The sequence below is a fragment of the Exiguobacterium sp. S22-S28 genome (assembly GCF_043359615.1).
Classification (GTDB): domain Bacteria; phylum Bacillota; class Bacilli; order Exiguobacteriales; family Exiguobacteriaceae; genus Exiguobacterium_A.
Map to the genome: position 1 here is coordinate 27025 of NZ_JBHFFC010000025.1, position 19240 is coordinate 46264.

Consider the following 19240-nt stretch of genomic DNA (forward strand, 5'->3'; position numbering starts at 1 on the left):
ACAAAATCTTAGCACGCAATAAAGGATAAACTAACTTCTTGTCAAATACCACTTAAAGCGGACAAAGGAGGTATCCAATGCAGTTTCATTCAAACATAACCCACACTAAACACTATTTAGACACGAAATCCCCGGGAACTCCCGTGATTATCTTAACCGGAATGGGCTGTTCTTACGAAGAATGGTACGAAATTGTTCAATCGCTGCAACAAACGAATCGTGTTCTCAGTTTTCATCGGCATACCTGGAAAGAGGGGAACGGCATTCACCGAACCAGTCACGCAGTACTGCAACTTCAAACACTGTTAACAGAATCTGGTGTGAATGAACCGTTTTTATTGATCGGCCACTCTTACGGCGGGCTAATTGCCCAGGAATTCACAAAAAGATTCCCTGAACAGATAAAGGGTTTGCTACTGGTTGACTCCACATCCGTTGATTTACATGAACTCGATACACTCGATACACCCGTTCTCGATTCCTTTTCATCGGACGCGTCATGGCAAGAACAATGCCGGCACTATGCCATACAAACGAAAGAGCAATTACATTCTTTGCTGGCACCGATCCTGACTGAATCTCAGAAACAATTACCGGAAGCCGTCCAGTCGGCTTTAATTGACTTTCACACCGAACCGGCACTCTATGCCATGATGGATTCGGAAGTCGAATACTGGAAAGCAGATGCGGACCGGATTCGGACCGGTCCATTTCCGAATCTTCCACTGATCGTCATCGGTCGCGATTCAAAACGGGCCATTCAGGACGGACTCGACGAAGGATTACCGGAATCCGAACTGCAACAAGTTGAGCAGACATGGCACCGGTTGGTATTACGGCAAGTTGCGTTAACAGAAGAAGCAACATTCATTACGGCAACGGGAGCCGGACATTCGATTCATTTGGACCGGCCGGATCTTGTGATCTCAGCGGTCCGCAAACTCGACTTCAATTTCAAAAGGATGTGTCAATCGTGAAACGGATTTACTTTTTGCACGGCTTTATGGGTACAGGACAAACACACTTCGAACCACAACTGACTTATTTTAAAACCGATTACGATGTCATTTTACTGGATTTACCGGGACACGGTGCTTCAGAAACGGACGCTGTTGCTGATTATATCGATCAGGCAACCGATTATGTTCTGGAACAGATGAAAAAAACAGGTCCCGGATACCTCGTCGGATTATCGCTCGGGGCATCGCTTTCCCTACAAATCGCCCTTCAAGCACCAACGCTTGTCGCGGGTGTTGTCTTAACCGGTTATACGCCGGATGTCCCGGAAGAGCTGACAGATATCATGGCACAACAATATACTTATTTTTTGGAAATTGACCAACATCAACCGGACGTCGCCGAACAGTTTGCAGCGTTGCACGGAAACCGTTGGAAAACAACGATGCAACACGTCTTGTATCAAATGACGTTCCGTTATCCGGTGATGACGAAGGAAACGTTAGCTGATTTGACGATCCCGCTCCATATTTTAAACGGAACTGATCAAGCCTATGAAGTAGACGGTGCCTCTCGTCTGCAGAAAGATTATCCGGCGACGGAAATCGATTTGATCGCAGATGCCGGACATACGGCAAACCTGGACCAGCCGGAATCCTTCAACAAACGGTTGGAGCAGATACTAAGCCGATCCTACTGACGCTTTAAAGGTTTGTTTTTCTTCATACATCGCCTGATCGGCTTTTCGCAACAAATCTGGAAGGTCTGTCGTTGCTGTCCGATAAGCAAACCCCAGCGAGACCGATAGTTCATGACGAATAAAATCCTGCCGTAACGCTGCGATTAAATCGTGAACTGATTGTTCTGTATCATTTTTGCAGACGATGACAAATTCATCACCACCGAGGCGAAACGTCTCGTGACTGAAGCGATTTAAGCAAAGAGCCGTCTGCTCAAGCAAGGCATCACCCGCGACATGACCGAACCGGTCGTTAACCAGCTTTAAGTCATTGAGATCAAGGGCAATCACGCCGAGGTTAAGCGGGGGACCCGCTTGAAGTTTTACAACTGTTTCGTCAAACGCATGCCGGTTATACAATCCTGTCAAGGAATCCCGTTGACATAATTGCTCGAGTTCCTCCTGTTTGGCTTTGGCTGCATCCATATTCCGAATCACGCCTTGAACGGCGACGATTTCGCCGCCTTCATAAATCGGCGTCGTGTATTCTTCAAACCAAATGTATGTACCGTCATTCGTCCGCCAACGTTGCGAGAATGGTTCATCGTAATTACAGTTGCCGGAGATTTTCGACATCAAAATCTCGATATCGTCCGGATGAATCCGGTCAAAACATTCCGAAGGATCGGCATAACTGGCTTCGACTGTACCCGGTCCGATGTGTTCGTCGAGAGAGGGACTGATATAACGGAACCGATAAACAGGTTTTACTTCAAAAATATACATGATATCCTTCGAATGGTTTCCGAATGTGGCAATCGTCGAAGTGGCAACGGACGGCAAGAGATACTTCTTAAAAGCCCATCGTCCGAGCAGGGTACATCCAATTCCAATCACGATACCGGTCCAGAACAAACGTGTTCACCTGCCTTATGGTTTTCATCCTACAGTGTTAGGATGGATGAATTATAAATGAGATACACTAAAGTATACCAAATGAATTGTTTTATAAATACATAAAATTCCATTTTAACCATTGTGATTTTCCTTAAATATGAATATGAAAAAACACGGCACCTGATTTACAGGGACCGTGTTTTTTCATGACATCGAAATTAAGGAGACGACAAGAATGAGGATTAATGTTGTTTCAGCTTCTTACTCGCCCATATCAGGTGAGCGACAGTAATTAAAAGGCAGCATACAACACTTGAATTATGAACATCATGAGCACCTGATATTTGATGTGTTGCTACGTCTAAAATCGATGACGGTAAAAAATAAAGAAACGTGGGGGAAAGACCTTTGATAACAAGAAGGAAAAAGGCCACTCCGATGGTCAAAACAGCAATAAGGATCTGTTGTTTTATGTATACGCTGATGACCAGAACAAGACTAACGAGATAAAGAATCCAAAGGCTGTACAAGATTGAAAAGGAAAGTAGCTTTAAGAAAGGGAACGAACCGAATAAATACACCGTGTAGAGGTAAGATGCCAGAATCCCGAAGAAGATGCTGAACATACTGATCAACCAATGAGCAATCAGCTTTGCATGTACGTAACTGTAAATCGATACCGGTCGTGTCAAAATAAAATCCTGCATTCCACTTTGACGATCTGTTGTAATCAGACCCATAAAACTGATAATCAGAATAATCAAACCGATTTGATTAAATTGACCGGAGACAGTCGATAAAAAAATTTCACTTGAAGTGGGGGGCGGTTTGTTTGGATCCAGTATGACTCCAATCGTGCCACCTAACTGTTGCAGAATGATGTCCAAATACATATTGATCAGGGGCTGCGTAAAGCCCAGAAGGATAAAAAAGATTGTCAACCACACATATTTATAATCCTTTCCCGCTTCCGTCAGTTCAGCCCGTATAAGAATCGCTAAATTCATCATACATCTGCCGCCAATTCGGTAAACACTTCTTCCAACCCTTTTTCATAAAACCCAACGGACATCACTTCAATCCTGTTAACCGAAAAAGTGTTGATGACTTCTTTTAAATCGAATGCGCCCGCTCCTGTTATCAGAAACGTGTGTGGTGTTAATTCTTTTAAACAGATAACGTCCAAGCATTCTCGAAGATGATTCAGTTGGACAGATTCTTTTAATGTAACAAGCAGCTGTTTCGTATCGAATTTTTGATCATCCTGATTGATATCGCCAATAATTTTTCCGTCTTTCATGATGATATAACGGTCACAAATGTATTTTGTATCGTGTAAGATATGCGTCGAGAGTAGAATGGTCATCCGTTGTTTCAAGCGGACAATCAACTTCTGTATTTCATTTCGACCAATCGGGTCAAGTGATGCAACAGGTTCATCCAGAATTAAAAATCGTGGATTGTGTAAAATCGCTTGAGCAATGCCTAGGCGTTGTTTCATTCCACCAGATAATTGCTCCACTCTGAAGTGTTGCTTTTCGTGCAAACCGACTTCTTTTAAGGTTTCTTGAATCCTGATTTCTAATCGATCTTTTTTTATGCCAGACAACCTTCCAAAAAACCGAAGCGATTCTCTGCAAGTCATCCATGCTTTAAAATCTGTATATTGTGAGAGGTAACCAATCTGTTGTTTACGTGTTTCGATCGGTTGCGCATCAAATAAAACATCGCCTGATTCGTACGAAAGAATCCCCATCAGACATTTCAGAAGAGTTGTTTTCCCTGCTCCATTTGGACCAAGCAATCCAACACATTCACTTTCCTTGATTGAAAGCTGAACACCGTTAAGAATCTTTTGTTTGCCGATTGTTTTATGCAGATTATGAATCGTAATCATGGCGGACGGTTCTCCTTCCTATCATCAAGTACACGATTGGACCAATCATTTGCAGACTTACGATGATCAATAGCCACATATACGGCTGCACAAGTTGATTTTTTCTTTTATACCAATCTAGAAGAGTAATTCCAATCAACAGCATGTTAAAGAACAAGACAGGGATCATGAGAGGAAGCAGTTGAAACCAATCCATTTCCAATAAAGGAGCTATATCTGTATTCATGCTCTCACCTCTTTCTATTATCATTATCGATAATGATAATTAATAAGTCAACCAATTTTTTACTTTTTATGAAATGAACGAAATTTTAAAAATGATGAGAGACATATGGTATGTTCATGTAGCAGGAACAACAAAAGAACGTCCTATTTTTTATGAACAGTTATTTACATTAGCAAACGAAGGGATAGATGAAATGAATTTAGATTTATTTAAAAACCAAGTCAGATTCAAAATCGCATTGGAATTAATTGATCGGGATGAAGGGTTGTCTATCATGCAACTGAATAAACATCTCGAAGACGTTCCGCAAGCTACACTCTACCGCCATGTAAATGCGATGCTCCAAGATTCTTTATTGAAAGTGGTTGGCATTCAACGCGCAGGAAAAGTCGAGGAAAAAGTTTATGCATTAAATACATCCGGATACAAAATTAAAGAAGAAGACTGGGCTTCAGCGACATATGATGAAAAGGTCAACTTTGTCTCGTTTTATTTTATGTACATTTTACAAAACTATAAAAATTACCATGATCAGCTAATGACAACCGTTTCTCCGGATAAAGCAACATTTTCATTAGTTAAATTAAATTTGCCCGACGAAATGTTTCATTCCTTTCAATCAGAGCTGAGTGCGTTATTAGAAAAATATTATGAATTATCCGCACAAAAAGAAGAAGATGAGACAAAAAGAACCGTGTCGTTGGTGATTATTCCGTAAACAAAAAGTGGTACTCACTTATTACTGTGGGTACCACTTTTTCAAATCGATTATAAAACGAAATATGTTCGAAAACCCCGATTGGCGTAATACGAATCGGCTCCATTATGATACACGAAAACATGGTCATACCGTCGATCACAAAACAGGGCACCGCCTTTTGTCCGGATCGACTCCGGCGTCTTGATCCAGCTTGACGTCTTCACGTCGAACGCCTCAATCGTTTGCAGATGCCGGTAGAGATCTTCCGTCAACAGCTCCACACCGTATTGGGTGGTTGCCGCAACGGCACTACCGGCGGGTTTATTTTTCTTTCGCTTTTCAAGCGCCAGATCGTCATAACATAGGCTGCGCCGTTCGGCGGGACTTTCTTCGGCACAGTCGACATACAACCACTGACCGTCCGGCATGACGACCACATCCGGCTCACCACCGGTCTGTTCCATCCAATCCAGAGAACGGAGTGCTTCCTGAGAAAACCGAGAAAGGACATCTGCAAAAGAAACGGCAGCGTGACGTGTCATATTGGATTCAAACCGTTGCTGCAAGGTTTCTTGTAACGATTTCTGTTGCATCGTGTTTCCACCTTTCTGAACTTTTTTCACTTCAGAACGTTAAGAAGGCGAGGGATATCATTGTTCTAGATAACGATAAAGCGTACTTTTACTGATTCCTGTTTGTTCTCGGATTTCTGCCAAACTGTATTGTTTGCTTTGGTACATGCTGATGGCCCGTTTGACGTTTTCATCCGGTTTCCGTGGACGTCCCGTCTGCTTGCCGAGTTCTTTTGCTTTGGACAATCCTTCCCGGGTTGCCATACTGACGACGTCACTCTGCAAAGCGACGAGGTGCTGGACGATATCCCGGAACGATTGTTTCAAAGCCTGCCGGGTATCGATGCTTTCGCGGATGGATAAAAGATAGGCCTGTTTTGCGTCCAAAGTATTTAACACTTCAATCAAATGGCGAGTAGAGTCCGCCAGTACATATAAATGAGAAACGAGCACGATATCTCCCGGCGTTACGTCTTCTAACAGTTGATCGAGCACGTACCGGCGTTTGGAGGCACCGTGTTCTTCTGTTCTTACTTCATCTGTTTCATACGTCTCAAGTACCATTGTCTGTTTCTCGCATGTAGGATCTTCAAAAAATGGTCGCATATAGCCGATAATCATATTTTTCTCCTCGCTCGATTCGTAGTGCATGCTGCAATGAACTGAACTCTCTTCACCTGTGTTTCACTGCAAGGTGGGGGATTCCCGAGTGACGTGCGTTCACAGTTCATTGAGTCGTTCTTTTCATCTGTCACATTCTAGTATAAGGGAAAACCCAACCGGAAGAAAGACAGGACCCTAGGACGAGCTTCCGACTACAAAAAAAGCGTTCTCGTCGAACGAGAACGCTGTAATGACGGTTAGATTGATACGACAGAAATCCGTTGCTTTTCATGGCGATGATGTTCGACTTCATCCGCCAAAGCCACTGCATAATCCGCGTAGCTGATATAACTTTCGCCGGCTGCATTCGTGGTCAGGATATCCTGTGCCAATTGATATTTTCCGGTTCGTGCACCTTCCGGGTCAAAGAAAGCCGCCGGACTGATAAACGTCCAGTGCAAATCGGACGTTTGTTGTAAATCTTCCAAATTTTTTGCTTGATTCTTTGCCGTCGGAAGATATGCATCAGGAAACTCCGGCGTATCCGCTAGCCGTAACGTTTTTTCCGGATCAACAAACAGACTGCCTGCACCACCGACGACAATCAACCGCGTCGATGTTCCGCGTAATTGATCAATCAAATGTCGACCTAAATCGACATGTTGATGTTCATTTCCGGGTGCTGCCCCAAAGGCATTGATAACGACATCAAAACCCGTCAATTCTTCTGTCGTCAGCTCAAACGCATTACGTTCGAGCACTGTGTCGTGTTTTGTCCGCGCGGCGTCACGGACAATCGCAGTCAAGGAATGCCCCCGTGCAGCAAGTTCTTCTAAAATAACCCGCCCTGCTTTTCCACTAGCTCCGATAATAGCAATCTTCAACCAAAACGCCTCCTTTTTTCGTATGTAACTGTACATGTAATTATTTTAGTTACAGAAACTGCCGTTGTCAAGCCAATTGACATTAAGCGGGATGCTCATTACACTAAATGCATTGGTGGTGAAACAAATGATTAACAGTCGATTAGCGGTTTCTGTTCATATCTTGGCCTTGATCGCGACACACCCGGACCAAGCCTTGTCTTCCGAATACATCGCTGGAAGTGTCAATACCAATCCCGTCGTCATCCGTCGTTTGATCGGTTCGTTGCGTCAAGCCGGGCTGCTTACGACGGTTGCCGGAAAAACCGGGGCGACCTTGACGAAAGATCCGCATGACATTACATTGTTGATGATTTACCGGGCCGTCGAACCGAAAGAGACATTATTTTCGATGCATGATCAACCGAATCCTGCTTGTCCTGTCGGTCGGGACATCCAATCGACACTCAATCAGTCCTTCACACGGGCCCAACAGGCTCTAGAAGGAGAATTGGGGGCCGAAACCCTCTCTGATATTCTCCATCGTCTTGTCCGGGCAAGATGATGGTCGCCTGTCGTTTAATTTATTTAAGAATGTCTCCACTTTTGAAAGGAGAAATGTCAAGATGCGACTGATCAGTTATTCAGCCGTCAGTGCAATTGGATCCTTTTTGTTGTTCACAGCCTATGCCTTCTTAACGAATGTTGAAAATGAGTTTTTATATCAGTTCGGTACGTTTGCGACGACCTTGTTTACATTTGCCGTCGGTCTGCCGATGCTCTTCATTACGAGACGATATCCGTTTTCCTTACGCTGTTTGATTTATGTGACGGCTGGTGTCTTTACGATTTTGTTGTTCGTCGGCTTTTATGACTACTTCGGGCAAGCGACATTCGTCGAGTCACGCCAAAACTTAAGTGGCATCGTCCGATTTGCGACACTTGCTTGTCTGTTTTATATCGTACCGTATGAATGGATCTATCAAAAAAAATCATCGACGAATCATCCCTCGATGTCTTCATGACTGCGACCTTCTGAAAAGAAGGTCTTTTTTTGCAGGAATTCCCAATAAAAAGGAGAAACAGGTAAACAGCTACATCAAAGGAGGAGAGTATTCATGCAGGATACATTCATTTGTCGACAACTCGGAAAGTCCTTTATTGGTGACGGCATCGAGACACATGCCTTATCAGATATCAACCTGATACTGGATTCAGGTGATTTCATTTCAATCATCGGTCCGTCCGGTTCTGGAAAATCGACCCTGCTCAGCTTGATCGGGACACTTGATCGTCCGACGAGCGGCACGTTATCGTACGGTGATCAGGCAATTCATCAGTTAAAGAGCAAAGAATTGTCCGATTTCCGCTTCGAGAACGTCGGCTTCATCTTTCAACAGTTTCACTTGATTCCGACCTTGACGGCACTCGAGAACGTCATGGCACCGTTATTCGGACGAAAAGTGACCTACGACAAAAAAGAGCGGGCTTTGTCCCTGCTTGAGAAAGTCGGTCTTGCGGACAAAGCCGGCTCACTGCCGTCCCAATTATCCGGCGGTCAGCAACAACGCGTCGCGGTCGCCCGCGCTTTGGTCCATGAACCAAAATGGCTGCTTGCCGATGAACCAACCGGCAATCTCGATACCGAAACCGGTGAAATCATCTTTAATCTGTTGCGCAGCTTGAATGAGGAGAAGGGATGCGGTGTCCTGTTCGTTACGCATGACCCGGCACTGGCCGAACGTGCTGACCGGAAAATCGAGATGCGTGACGGTCTAATCATCGAAGACCGCAGGCTCATGCACGCCTGACACCTTCTTTTTGAATTCACCGCATCGACCGCGTACACTGAAAGGTGTAGAGGAGGTAAGATGATGCGATTAGGAATTTTAGATCAAGTCCCCTTGCACGAGGGGGATACCATCGAACAAACGATGGAGGCAACGAAACGATTGGTCATCGAAGCAGAACGCCTCGGTTATGAGCGATACTGGTTTGCCGAACATCATAATACAAACGGATTGCTGAGTGCGGCACCGGAATTGTTCATCGCCCGCATGGGGGAAGCAACCTCTCGGATCAAACTCGGTTCCGGTGGAGTTTTGTTACCTCAGTACCACCCGTTAAAAATCGCCGAGTCATTTTCGACATTAGCTGCGTTTTATCCAAACCGGATTGAACTCGGCATCGGCAATTCACCGGGAGGAAGTGAACGGACCCGGAGTGCGTTGACGGACGGGGCAGACAACGGGGCGGCCCAATTCCCGCGGTTATTGGATGAAGTCGAAGGGTTTTTGACAGACTCTTTGTCGTCCCGTCATCCGTACCGGATTGTCAAGACGACGCCGCGTGTCAAGGAACAGCTTCCACTTTCGATTCTCGGACTGTCGCCGCGCAGTGCGGTTCTTGCTGCTGAGCGGGGACACGGATTGGTGTTTGGTCACTTCATCAATCCGGATAAGTGGGAAGAGACATTACGAACCTACCGGGACGGATTCGTGCCGATCGACGGACGAACACCAAATGTCATCGTCTGCGTCTTCGTCATCTGTGCCGAAACAATGGAGGAAGCGGAACGTCTCGCTCAAACTCAGGACGGCTGGATTCAAGGCATCCGTCTCGGCCACTCCATTGTGCCGTCGTTTGCGACGACCAAAACCAAACGATGGAACGCGGAACAACAACAACGGATCCAACATGACCGCCGTCGGACGATCGTCGGAACACCGGAGACAGTCGCCGAAGAACTGCGAATCTTGTCCGACCGGTACCAAACCAATCAGTTCCTGTTAATCAACAATGCCTTTGATCAGCAAAAACGGCTTCGGTCCTATCAGTTGATCGCGGAACAATTGCTCCATTAAAAAACACCGCCCAAGCAGGCGGTGTTCCTTTTGAATCATTGTTGTGCAGTCGGACGGATTAAGATCTCATTCACCGCGACATCGTCCGGCTCATTGACGGCGTAGGCAATCGCACGGGCAATCGCATCCGCGTCCATTGCTTTTAAGTTGCCGATGCCTTGTTTAATTTCTTCATCCGTAATGTGATCTTTCAATTCCGTATCGACCGCTCCTGGCGAAATGATCGTCGCCCGAATGTTGTTCTCGACCGATTCTTCTTTACGTAGTCCTTCCGTAATCGCACGGACTGCAAACTTCGTCCCGCTGTAAACAGCACTCGACGGCATGACATCGTGTCCCGCAACAGAAGAGATGTTGATGATATGACCTCGTTGTTGTTTCCGCATATATGGTAAGACGGCACCGATACCGTAGAGGACGCCTTTGATGTTGACGTCGACCATCGTGTTCCATTCATCCTGTTTATTTTTATTCAATTTCGACAGCGGCATCAAGCCGGCATTGTTGACGAGGACGTCGACGGAACCAAACGTATCTTGTGCGAGTTTTGCGAGCGCATCGACTTGCGACGCGTCCGTTACGTCCGTTACTTGGTAGACGGCTTTACCGCCCAGTTGTTCGATGTCCTGTTGCAAGGTTTTCAGACGATCTTCCCGGCGTGCTGCGAGTACCAGTTGCGCACCTTGTTTTGCCAGTAACTTGGCAGTGGCTTCCCCTATGCCGCTTGATGCTCCTGTAATGATGACGACTTTGTTTTCAATCATGCAAAAAACCTCCTGTATATTTTTTATCTCGACCTTAGGAGTATTAACCTGTTTTATAGAAGAACAAACTTCGAAGGGACAGTTTCGAAGACAGAAAGGACAAAAGCGATGCGAAAAGGATTTTGGCTCGTTCTCTTATTGGTAGTCGGATTGATTTTATATGTTGAACCGTTTCGCGGTGCCCCGCCTGAACCGGATGTTTCCGTCAACGGGACGGACATCGACGTGACGAGCGGATCGTCTTGTTGGCGTAGCCTGTTAAACAGCAAATGTATTGACCTCACGTCTTCGACACCGCTCGAGATGACGGCAAAACAAAAAGCGATTGTGGTCAAACCGGGTGCGATCATTAAAGTTGCTTTTAACGACGGTCCGACGCCTCAACGAACAAAGATAGAACAGTGGTTGAAGGAAGGAACAAACAAAACCGTTCAACTGAAGAACGAACAGTTAACCGCACCGAACAAGAAAGGTCTTTATATCTATCATGTGTATGGGTGGTGGAAGCAAGGAGACGGAAACGTTGCATTTTCCGTCCGGGTAAAATGATATTGACAGAGCATTAAGAACATGTTAAATCGTACGAATCGTAAAAAACACAAAAGTTCCTTCCTCTATTTCAGGTGAAAGGGGCTTTTTTTGTTAAATATAGTAGATAAAACACTGGATTGACCAGTAATCAAAGCTTAATTTTCAGAATAATTGAACTTCAAAAGAAAGTGCAATTAAATGTTTTAAGGTCTAGTGAACGGGAATAAACACACCATACACATAATATTTCAGCTAGAGAAAGTCTTATGTGAAAGTATTTTACAACGTTATTTAAAAGGAGAGATGAAGATGAATGGGTTCAATCGTTTCTTACTCGTTCTCATCGGTCTGCTCGGGTTAGTGAGTGTCGGCTTACTGGTCCTCGGCGTCTACGATGTTCCGCGACTCAGCCCGTTACTCGAACAATGGCAGGATCAACAATGGTACAGCTATACGGTTCTCTCGATTGGTGGATTTTTAGCTTTCGTATTCGTTATTCTCTTATTCACCGGATTGCTCAGCCGCTCGAAAGGTCAACGGTTGTTGATCCGGACAGGAGATGGCAATATTACGATTTCGAAAGAGACCATTGAAAGAACAGCCCTCGAGTCGATTCGAGGCATCAGTGGAGTCCGGACACCAAGTGTCCACGCGGACATTCATTCAAAGAAAGAGACAGTCGCCTTAACAATCGATTGTTCTGTCTTTGGGAAAGAAGGATTACCGACAATCGGTAAAGATATTCAAGAGCGTGCCAAACATGCCGTCGAATCGTTGCTCGAGTTGCCGGTAAGCAGTACAAAAGTCAAAATCAGTGATACGAAAACGAAAACTTCGGAACGTGTCGTCTAAAGGGAGGAATTGAACATGAGTACGAAAGAACAGTTGTATCCGTACCGGTTCCGGTTAATCGGCGGTCTTGTTGGACTCGTGATCGCGGTTCTGTTCCTGACGATCGGTTTCGGACCTACATTATTACTGCTCGTCTTTACTGCAATCGGTTTTTTGATCGGGAAATGGCGGGACGGGGCACTCGATATTGAAGGATGGATTCAGTTCTTTAACCGGGACTGATTCATATATAAAACACCTTATACTTTATTCAAAAGGAGAGATTTCAAATGGCAAACGAATCATTAAACACAACTGGACAAACTGAAGAGGTACGTTCAAACAAATTAACGTTCGAAGATCAGGTCATTAAAAAAATCGCCGGGATTGCTTCAAATGAAGTACAAGGCATTTTATCAATGAGTGGTGGATTCATGAGCGGTTTGACGGATCGCCTGCGCAGCACGGAAGACATCACAAAAGGTATCGGTGCTGAAGTTGGCGAACGTCAAGTCGCGCTTGACCTCCGTGTCATCGTCGAATACGGTAAAAACATTCCATCGATTTTCCAAGAAGCGGTCGCGAAAATCAAAAAAGCAATCGGGGATATGACAGGACTAGAAGTCGTCGAAGTCAACATGCATGTCGAAGACGTGATGACACGTGCTGAATTTGATGCGAAAAGTAAAAATAATGATGCTGCCGAAGAGAAAACGAATCGCGAATTAAAATAATCGAAACGACCAGGAACTCTTAAAACGGGGTTCCTGTTTTTTGTGCTTCTTTGAGAGAATGTTTACCAAATCGCCATCCAGTACAACGACTGTCCGAACGAAAAACGGGAAGAGAATAAGGCAGGACTAAATCCAATCGGAAAGGATGAGGAATCATGCGTTTATCGGAAAAAGTCATCATCGTGACCGGAGCCGCTTCCGGAATGGGGAAAGCGATGGCAGAATTGTTTGCGGCAGAAGGGGCACGTGTCGTCGTTTCGGATATTCACGGTGACGGAGCAACACAAGTTGCCGAAACGATTACGAAGAGTGGCGGAGCGGCACTTGCAATGGAAACCAACGTGTCTGATGTGACTGCGGTTCAACATTTAATTGATCACACCCTCACCACTTACGGAAAACTGGATATTCTGGTCAACAATGCCGGCATCATGGATGGAATGGAAGGGGTCGCAGATATCACGGATGAACGGTGGGACCAAGTCTTCGCCATCAATACGACAGCCGTCATGCGGACGATGCGGTTGACCGTTCCCATTTTCCAGAAGCAAGGGCACGGCGTCATTCTAAATAATATTTCAATCGGGGGACTGAATGGTGCTCGGGCTGGAGCCGCCTATACGGCGTCAAAACATGCCGTCGTCGGATTGACAAAAAACACAGCCTATCTCTATGCGAACGAAGGAATCCGTTGTAACGGGATGGCTCCAGGAGCGGTCGAGACAAACATCGGTCAATCGATGACGCACATCAACGAATTCGGGATGGGACGGACGATGCTCGGGATGGGCTTAAACCCACGGACGGCCCAGCCAGAAGAAATTGCCAAGCTGGCACTGTTCCTCGTGTCGGAAGAAAGCAGTTTCGTCAATGGAGCGATTGTCGTCGCCGACGGCGGTTGGAGCGCTTATTGAAGAATTTCCCTCAGGTTCCCTTAAACGAGGGGACCTCTTTTTACGTACAATCCGACAAATTATTTACTGCATTCGGTTTATTTTGGAAGGAATTAGACATTAGAAGGGATAATAAGACAGTGTAAGCATTATGCTGACAAGCAAGTGTAACTTTAGGGAGGGACGGATATGTCGATGCAAGATCAAGCAACTCAGATCACGGATACACAAGTCGTTCGTGCCATCGAACAAAACTTAGCCATCATTCGTTTTGATGACCGGCGCAAAGTCGCTTATGTCAACGAGCTGTTTGCCCGAACGATGGGATATGAAGTCAATGAGTTAATCGGTAAGTACCATCGTGATCTCTGTTTCTCCGAATATACAAGCAGCCCGGCATATGAGATGTTTTGGCGAAAGTTGATGCAAGGCATCACCTATCAGGATAAAATCGAACGGAAGGCTGCCGATGGACAACATAAGTGGCTGGAAGCGACCTATATGCCCATCTTCTCCGACGACGGTCGGCGTGTCGTCGGTGTATCGAAAATCGCGACCGACATCACGGTCCGGCAACAGGACGTGTTGCGGATGGCTCAGGAATTAAATGAAACCTCAGCTTTCTTGACCATTAAGTCTGAAAGCGGTCGTCAGGACGGACTCAACGTCCTCGCGACCGTCCAGCAAGTCGAAGCGGAATCAATCGAAAATTTAGCAAACCTTGTGCAGCTTCAAGAGGAAGCCGATTCAATCACAGACATCGTCAAGACAATCCGGGAAATCGCCGCCCAGACGAATCTCCTTGCCCTGAATGCCGCGATCGAAGCGGCACGGGCGGGTGAACACGGACGTGGATTTAACGTCGTCGCAACCGAAGTCAGAAACTTATCAAATAAAGTCTCCCAATCGATTGGAGAAGTGAAAGAGAACATTGAAGGCATCGTCAAACGAATCGAAGCCGTCTCGACGAGCATTGAGCGAATTTCGTCCAAGGTCAAGACGAGCAGCGGGCAACTCGAGCAGACCGTCAATGAATTTGATCTGTTGGCCGAGTCTGCCAAACAACTTGAACGGCAAGCCAAGGACTTTGTCCGCGTCTTGTAAAATGAACAGTATACAATCCATACTCCCTTTCGCGTATCTTTTTTAACAGGAAGATCTGAAAGGGATTTTTTGTTCATGGTGAAAAGAGTGTTGTTAAATCGGAATGATTACGATATGATGTAAAACGTAATTATTCCGAAATAGAGGTGGAACACAAATGTTTACATATAAAAAGTGGTCACGACAGACGTTCGTGACCGTCGCCATCGGTACGGTATTACTCAGCGGATGCAGTCCGGCAACCGATTCCCCGAAAGATCAGCACTTGACGTTCGTCTACAATTTCGCGACGTTATCCCTCGATCCGCATCGTGACAGCAGTTACGTCCCGTTACGGGCAGGCGTGACGGAGACCTTGGTCCGTCTGGACGACGACAAGCTGACAATCGAGCCGTGGCTTGCCAAAAGCTGGACGAATGAGAGTCAGACCGTTTGGCGCATCGTTTTACAAGAAGACATCCAATTTCAAAACGGGGAGCCGCTTGATGCTGCCGCCGTCAAAGCTTCACTAGAGCGGTCAATCCGCGAGAATGCAGGCGTCAAAAACGCCTTAAACATCAAATCCATCACCGTTGACGGCGCAGATCTGCTGATTGAGACCCGGACGGTTTATCCCGAGTTCATCTCGGAACTGGTCAATCCGAACACGGCCATCATTGATATCGATGCGAAACGGATTGATACACAACCCGTCGGAACCGGTCCGTTTGCCGTAAGCAACTTCTCTCCCGGGACAAAAGTTGACTTGACACGGTTTGACGGATACTGGGGCGAGCGGGCCAAACTGGAGAGCGTTGATTTTTTATTCAACGAGGACGCCGGGGCACGAACGATGGCGTTGCAGTCCGGACAAGCCGATGTCGTCTATCGACCGGAAGTCGAATCCGTCGATCAGCTGAAGAACAAAGGACTGACGGTCGAGGCGGTGGAGACGTTCCGTGTCCATCAACTGACGATGAACGTCTCGAACGGACCGATGCAGTCGTTGCCCGTTCGCCAAGCCATCGATGCGTTAGTTGACCGGGACGAGTTGGTCGATCACGTCCTGCAAGGATATGCGACGGTCGCGACCGGTCCGTTCATCCAGTCGTTTCCGTTTGCGCCGACATACGAAAAACAGACACAGCGGACGGCTGTCTCCTACTTAAAACAGGCAGGCTATACGTTGCAGGACGGTCAAATGCAAAAAAACGGTCAACCGTTGACGTTGACGTTGCTGACCTACTCGGCACGACCCGATTTACCGTTGATTGCCCAAGTCTTGCAGGATGACGCGAAGAAAATCGGAGTGACGATCAAGATCAAGCAGATTGACGTGCCGGAAGAATACATGAGCAGTCACCGGGACTGGGATCTTGCGACCTACAGCAATTTGACGGCACCGCGGGGAGATGCCGGGTATTACTTGAATGCGACGTATCATCCGCAGGGGGGATTGAACTTTAGTGGTGTCAACGATCCGTCACTGACACGACAGCTTGATCGTCTGAAGCAAACCGTCAAACCCGCAGAACGAAATGTCCTCGCTGAACAGATTGCCCGCGAGGTTGATGCCAAGCAACTGAACAGCTTTTTACTCCATCCCTCGACGCTCGTCGCCTACGACAAGGCACACGTTAAAGGCTGGAAAACGGAAAAAAGCGAATACTACATGATCACGAATCAGCTTGAGGTGAAGTGACATGAGACGTCTGTTCGTCCGCAAAACAGGGGAAGCCCTGTTTTTTCTGTTTTTCATGACGTTCGGCAGTTTTGCGCTCTTACGTCTCTTACCGGGGGATCCTGTCTTGACGTTGCTCAATATCGACGAATTAAGTGCGTCACCGGAACAAATCGAGGCGGTCCGCCGGGAACTCGGGTTTCACGAACCGTTGCTGGCGCAGTATATCGACTGGCTGAGCCGGGTCGGTCGACTCGACCTTGGAGAATCGTTCATGACCGGACGGCCGGTTTTGTTGATGTTGGCAGAAAGTTACCGGGCAACCTTTGAAATCGCCGGAAGCGGTTTGGTGCTTGCCTTGCTCCTCGCCGTACCGCTCGGAACATGGAGTGCCCGTTCCAACCGTCACGCCGTCCGGCTGACTGCTGACGGTGTGTCCCTGATTGGTGCGGCTGTCCCGAGCTTTTGGATCGGGCTCGTCTTGACCGATTGGTTTGCCATCCGTCTGCCGTGGTTCCCCGTCATGGGGCGGGACGGAGCATTATCCGTCGTCTTGCCGGCTGTCTCGCTCAGTTTGGCGTTGGCCAGTGTCTACATCCAGCTGTTACGGGTCAATCTACAGACGGAACTGGCAAAAGAGTACATTCAGATTGCCCGCGCCCGCGGGATCTCCGAACAGACGATTTTTTGGAAATACGCCTTTCGCGGGAGTCTGCCCCCGGTCCTCGCCGTCTTTACCTTATCGCTTGGCAGCCTGGCCGGTGGCGTCGTCGTACTCGAAGTCCTGTTCGCCTATCCGGGCGTCGGGAAATTGATGGTCGACGCCGTCTTGCAACGGGATTATCCGCTGATTCAAGGTTATATCCTGGTGACGACGGCCATCATCGTGACGCTGAACGTGATCATGCGACTGGTGACGCAACATCTGCGTCCCGATTGGCGGGGAAGTGACGTGAGATGAAGCGACTGCATTGGTTCATCCTCAGCGTGTGGATTGGGATTCTGCTGATCTATCTCGGCACCCACTCGCCTTACACGACGGACGTCACGCAACGCCTCGCGTCGAGTTCGATGCAACATTGGCTCGGAACGGATGCCTTGGGACGTGATTTTCTGGCCCGTTTGATTCTGGCGGGAGTGATTTCTTTTTTGTTCAGCGGCGTGACCGTGTTGTTGACGGCAACCGTCGGAACGGTTCTCGGACTGTTCGCCGGTTATTACGGCGGTCTGTTGAAACGGATCATTCACCGGATCGAAGAAAGTCTGATCATCTTCCCGGATACGGTGCTCGCTCTCGTCTTGGCGGGTTTGTTAGGTGCCGGAATCAACAGTCTCGTCCTCGCCATCTTATTGATTAAATGGGTTTCCTATGCCCGACTCACGGAAACAATCGTCTCGTCGACGAAACAATCCGAGTACATTTGGATGGCACGGGTCAACGGATTATCGGATGCGATGATCGTCCGGCGCCATCTGTTATGGCCCGTCCTGCGGCAAGTCCGTGTGTTGATGAGTGTCGACATCGGAAAAATCATCTTATTTTTGTCCGCCTTCTCCTACATCGGCTTGGGTGTCCAGCCTCCCGTACCCGAATGGGGAGCAATGTTAAATGAAGCCCGACCGTATTTTCAGGCGGCCCCCCGATTCATGATCTGGCCCGGATGGTGTATCGTCCTGACGGTCAGTGCTTCGATGTGGTGGAACCGCCGTCTGCAACAGCAGACGTCAAAGAAAGGAGCATGAACATGATTCGACTGCATCACGTGACGGTCACGGCACCGGTCAAGCCGTTGTTGCATGCCATCACCGTCGATTTTCCGGCCAATCAATTCATCTGTCTGATCGGTGCGAGCGGAAGCGGCAAAACCCTCCTGCTGAAACACTTGCTCGGATTGGTACCGGAAACGCTGTCGGTCGGTGGAACGGTGACGTTTGCAGAAGGGGAGGACTGGGTGCGGGGACGGGAGATCGGCTACATTCCGCAACACTACCAGCAGTCCTTTGTCCCGTTTTTGACAATCAAGGAAACGATGCGCGATCTGTGCCGGGCACATCATGTCGCCTACGATAAAGAACAGACGGAATCGTTACTGCGCTCATTCCGTCTCGACATCGACTTACTGGACCGTCTGCCGCATCAACTCAGCGGCGGACAACTCCAACGCATGGCGATCATCCTTGCTGTTTTCCTGAAACCGCGCCTCCTTTTAGCCGATGAACTGACGACGGCCCTCGATCCGGTCGCGACCCGGCAACTATTGGACTGGCTCCGCAATTACCAACTACAAACGGCGGCGACGGTCCTATTCGTCACCCACGAACTGACCCATGCCTTACATTATGCGGATACGTTGTATATCATGAAAGAGGGAACCATCATCGATGCCGTCACTCCGGAGACGATTCACGCGAGCCGGCATCCCTATACCCAAGATTTATACATTAACAGACACTGACAAGAGGAG

At 47.4% G+C, this 19240-nt stretch carries 25 protein-coding genes; 17 read left to right on the forward strand and 8 right to left on the reverse strand.

Translation table 11 applies throughout. The annotated features are described in order from the left end of the window. The first annotated feature begins 143 nt into the window (after positions 1-143). Complete coding sequence (locus tag ACHA8N_RS05860) at positions 144-977, forward strand: alpha/beta fold hydrolase (RefSeq protein WP_393965062.1); 834 nt, start codon at positions 144-146, stop codon at positions 975-977. Continuing rightward, entirely contained in the window at positions 974-1657 is a 684-nt protein-coding gene (locus ACHA8N_RS05865) for an alpha/beta fold hydrolase (protein WP_393965063.1), read from the forward strand. Before ACHA8N_RS05860 ends, ACHA8N_RS05865 begins: the two co-directional genes overlap by 4 nt. Here the strand turns inward: ACHA8N_RS05865 and ACHA8N_RS05870 are convergent. The 4 genes from ACHA8N_RS05870 to ACHA8N_RS05885 all read right to left on the reverse strand — a co-directional run bounded on the left by ACHA8N_RS05870 (position 1640) and on the right by ACHA8N_RS05885 (position 4656). Next, positions 1640-2533 (reverse strand): sensor domain-containing diguanylate cyclase, encoded by an 894-nt coding sequence (locus ACHA8N_RS05870; RefSeq protein WP_393965064.1) that lies wholly within the window; start codon positions 2531-2533, stop codon positions 1640-1642. The two genes, ACHA8N_RS05865 and ACHA8N_RS05870, sit on opposite strands and share 18 nt — an antisense overlap. A gap of 242 nt (positions 2534-2775) precedes the next feature. Further along, complete coding sequence (locus ACHA8N_RS05875; RefSeq protein ID WP_393965065.1) at positions 2776-3540, reverse strand: ABC transporter permease; 765 nt, start codon at positions 3538-3540, stop codon at positions 2776-2778. After that, positions 3540-4430, reverse strand: coding sequence for an ABC transporter ATP-binding protein (locus ACHA8N_RS05880; RefSeq protein ID WP_393965066.1), 891 nt, complete (start codon positions 4428-4430; stop codon positions 3540-3542). The genes ACHA8N_RS05875 and ACHA8N_RS05880 overlap by 1 nt, the downstream gene beginning before the upstream one ends. Beyond that, entirely contained in the window at positions 4414-4656 is a 243-nt protein-coding gene (locus ACHA8N_RS05885; protein WP_393965067.1) for a PLDc N-terminal domain-containing protein, read from the reverse strand. The genes ACHA8N_RS05880 and ACHA8N_RS05885 overlap by 17 nt, the downstream gene beginning before the upstream one ends. 73 nt (positions 4657-4729) lie before the next feature. Here ACHA8N_RS05885 and ACHA8N_RS05890 point away from each other — a divergent pair, with 73 nt between their 5' ends. Beyond that, positions 4730-5374 (forward strand): transcriptional regulator, encoded by a 645-nt coding sequence (locus ACHA8N_RS05890; RefSeq protein WP_393965068.1) that lies wholly within the window; start codon positions 4730-4732, stop codon positions 5372-5374. Positions 5375-5424: 50 nt separating this feature from the next. On the opposite strand, the gene ACHA8N_RS05895 is transcribed toward ACHA8N_RS05890, so the two are convergent. The 3 genes from ACHA8N_RS05895 to ACHA8N_RS05905 form a co-directional block, all read right to left on the reverse strand. After that, positions 5425-5949, reverse strand: coding sequence for a DUF4256 domain-containing protein (locus ACHA8N_RS05895; protein ID WP_147511127.1), 525 nt, complete (start codon positions 5947-5949; stop codon positions 5425-5427). A gap of 57 nt (positions 5950-6006) precedes the next feature. Beyond that, on the reverse strand, positions 6007-6579 hold the full coding sequence (locus ACHA8N_RS05900; protein WP_393965069.1) for a recombinase family protein: 573 nt from the start codon (positions 6577-6579) through the stop codon (positions 6007-6009). Between the two features lie 209 nt (positions 6580-6788). Continuing rightward, complete coding sequence (locus tag ACHA8N_RS05905; RefSeq protein WP_393965070.1) at positions 6789-7415, reverse strand: NAD(P)-dependent oxidoreductase; 627 nt, start codon at positions 7413-7415, stop codon at positions 6789-6791. A 127-nt stretch (positions 7416-7542) separates the two neighbouring features. Between ACHA8N_RS05905 and ACHA8N_RS05910 the strand changes: the two genes are divergently transcribed. From ACHA8N_RS05910 to ACHA8N_RS05925, 4 genes are all read left to right on the forward strand, one after another. Continuing rightward, on the forward strand, positions 7543-7959 hold the full coding sequence (locus ACHA8N_RS05910; RefSeq protein WP_393965152.1) for an Rrf2 family transcriptional regulator: 417 nt from the start codon (positions 7543-7545) through the stop codon (positions 7957-7959). Between the two features lie 61 nt (positions 7960-8020). Beyond that, entirely contained in the window at positions 8021-8419 is a 399-nt protein-coding gene (locus tag ACHA8N_RS05915) for a hypothetical protein (protein ID WP_393965071.1), read from the forward strand. A 93-nt stretch (positions 8420-8512) separates the two neighbouring features. Then, the gene (locus ACHA8N_RS05920) at positions 8513-9205 is read left to right on the forward strand and encodes an ABC transporter ATP-binding protein (RefSeq protein WP_147511122.1); all 693 of its coding nucleotides are present in this window, start codon (positions 8513-8515) and stop codon (positions 9203-9205) included. A 63-nt stretch (positions 9206-9268) separates the two neighbouring features. Further along, positions 9269-10258 (forward strand): LLM class flavin-dependent oxidoreductase, encoded by a 990-nt coding sequence (locus ACHA8N_RS05925; RefSeq protein ID WP_393965072.1) that lies wholly within the window; start codon positions 9269-9271, stop codon positions 10256-10258. Between the two features lie 35 nt (positions 10259-10293). Here the strand turns inward: ACHA8N_RS05925 and ACHA8N_RS05930 are convergent, their stop codons facing one another. Beyond that, a complete protein-coding gene (locus ACHA8N_RS05930; protein ID WP_147511120.1) occupies positions 10294-11022 on the reverse strand; it encodes an SDR family oxidoreductase in 729 nt (242 codons plus the stop codon). A 108-nt stretch (positions 11023-11130) separates the two neighbouring features. Here ACHA8N_RS05930 and ACHA8N_RS05935 point away from each other — a divergent pair, with 108 nt between their 5' ends. From ACHA8N_RS05935 to ACHA8N_RS05980, 10 genes are all read left to right on the forward strand, one after another. Beyond that, a complete protein-coding gene (locus ACHA8N_RS05935) occupies positions 11131-11571 on the forward strand; it encodes a hypothetical protein (protein ID WP_393965073.1) in 441 nt (146 codons plus the stop codon). Positions 11572-11862: 291 nt separating this feature from the next. Then, positions 11863-12405, forward strand: a complete 543-nt coding sequence (gene amaP / locus ACHA8N_RS05940) for an alkaline shock response membrane anchor protein AmaP (protein WP_147511118.1) — start codon at positions 11863-11865, stop codon at positions 12403-12405. Between the two features lie 15 nt (positions 12406-12420). Further along, positions 12421-12627 (forward strand): DUF2273 domain-containing protein, encoded by a 207-nt coding sequence (locus ACHA8N_RS05945; RefSeq protein WP_026832910.1) that lies wholly within the window; start codon positions 12421-12423, stop codon positions 12625-12627. A gap of 47 nt (positions 12628-12674) precedes the next feature. Next, positions 12675-13118 (forward strand): Asp23/Gls24 family envelope stress response protein, encoded by a 444-nt coding sequence (locus ACHA8N_RS05950; protein WP_147511117.1) that lies wholly within the window; start codon positions 12675-12677, stop codon positions 13116-13118. 155 nt (positions 13119-13273) lie between these two features. Next, entirely contained in the window at positions 13274-14032 is a 759-nt protein-coding gene (locus tag ACHA8N_RS05955; protein WP_393965074.1) for an SDR family oxidoreductase, read from the forward strand. Positions 14033-14200: 168 nt separating this feature from the next. Beyond that, positions 14201-15115 carry a methyl-accepting chemotaxis protein gene (locus tag ACHA8N_RS05960; protein WP_393965075.1) on the forward strand — a complete coding sequence of 305 codons (915 nt, stop codon included), beginning with the start codon at positions 14201-14203 and terminating at the stop codon, positions 15113-15115. A gap of 157 nt (positions 15116-15272) precedes the next feature. Then, the gene (gene nikA / locus ACHA8N_RS05965; RefSeq protein WP_393965076.1) at positions 15273-16796 is read left to right on the forward strand and encodes a nickel ABC transporter substrate-binding protein; all 1524 of its coding nucleotides are present in this window, start codon (positions 15273-15275) and stop codon (positions 16794-16796) included. A gap of 1 nt (position 16797) precedes the next feature. Next, positions 16798-17736, forward strand: a complete 939-nt coding sequence (locus ACHA8N_RS05970) for an ABC transporter permease (RefSeq protein WP_393965077.1) — start codon at positions 16798-16800, stop codon at positions 17734-17736. Then, positions 17733-18518 (forward strand): ABC transporter permease, encoded by a 786-nt coding sequence (locus ACHA8N_RS05975; protein ID WP_393965078.1) that lies wholly within the window; start codon positions 17733-17735, stop codon positions 18516-18518. The genes ACHA8N_RS05970 and ACHA8N_RS05975 overlap by 4 nt, the downstream gene beginning before the upstream one ends. A 2-nt stretch (positions 18519-18520) precedes the next feature. Continuing rightward, positions 18521-19231, forward strand: coding sequence for an ATP-binding cassette domain-containing protein (locus tag ACHA8N_RS05980; protein WP_393965079.1), 711 nt, complete (start codon positions 18521-18523; stop codon positions 19229-19231). The last annotated feature ends 9 nt before the right edge of the window (positions 19232-19240 follow it).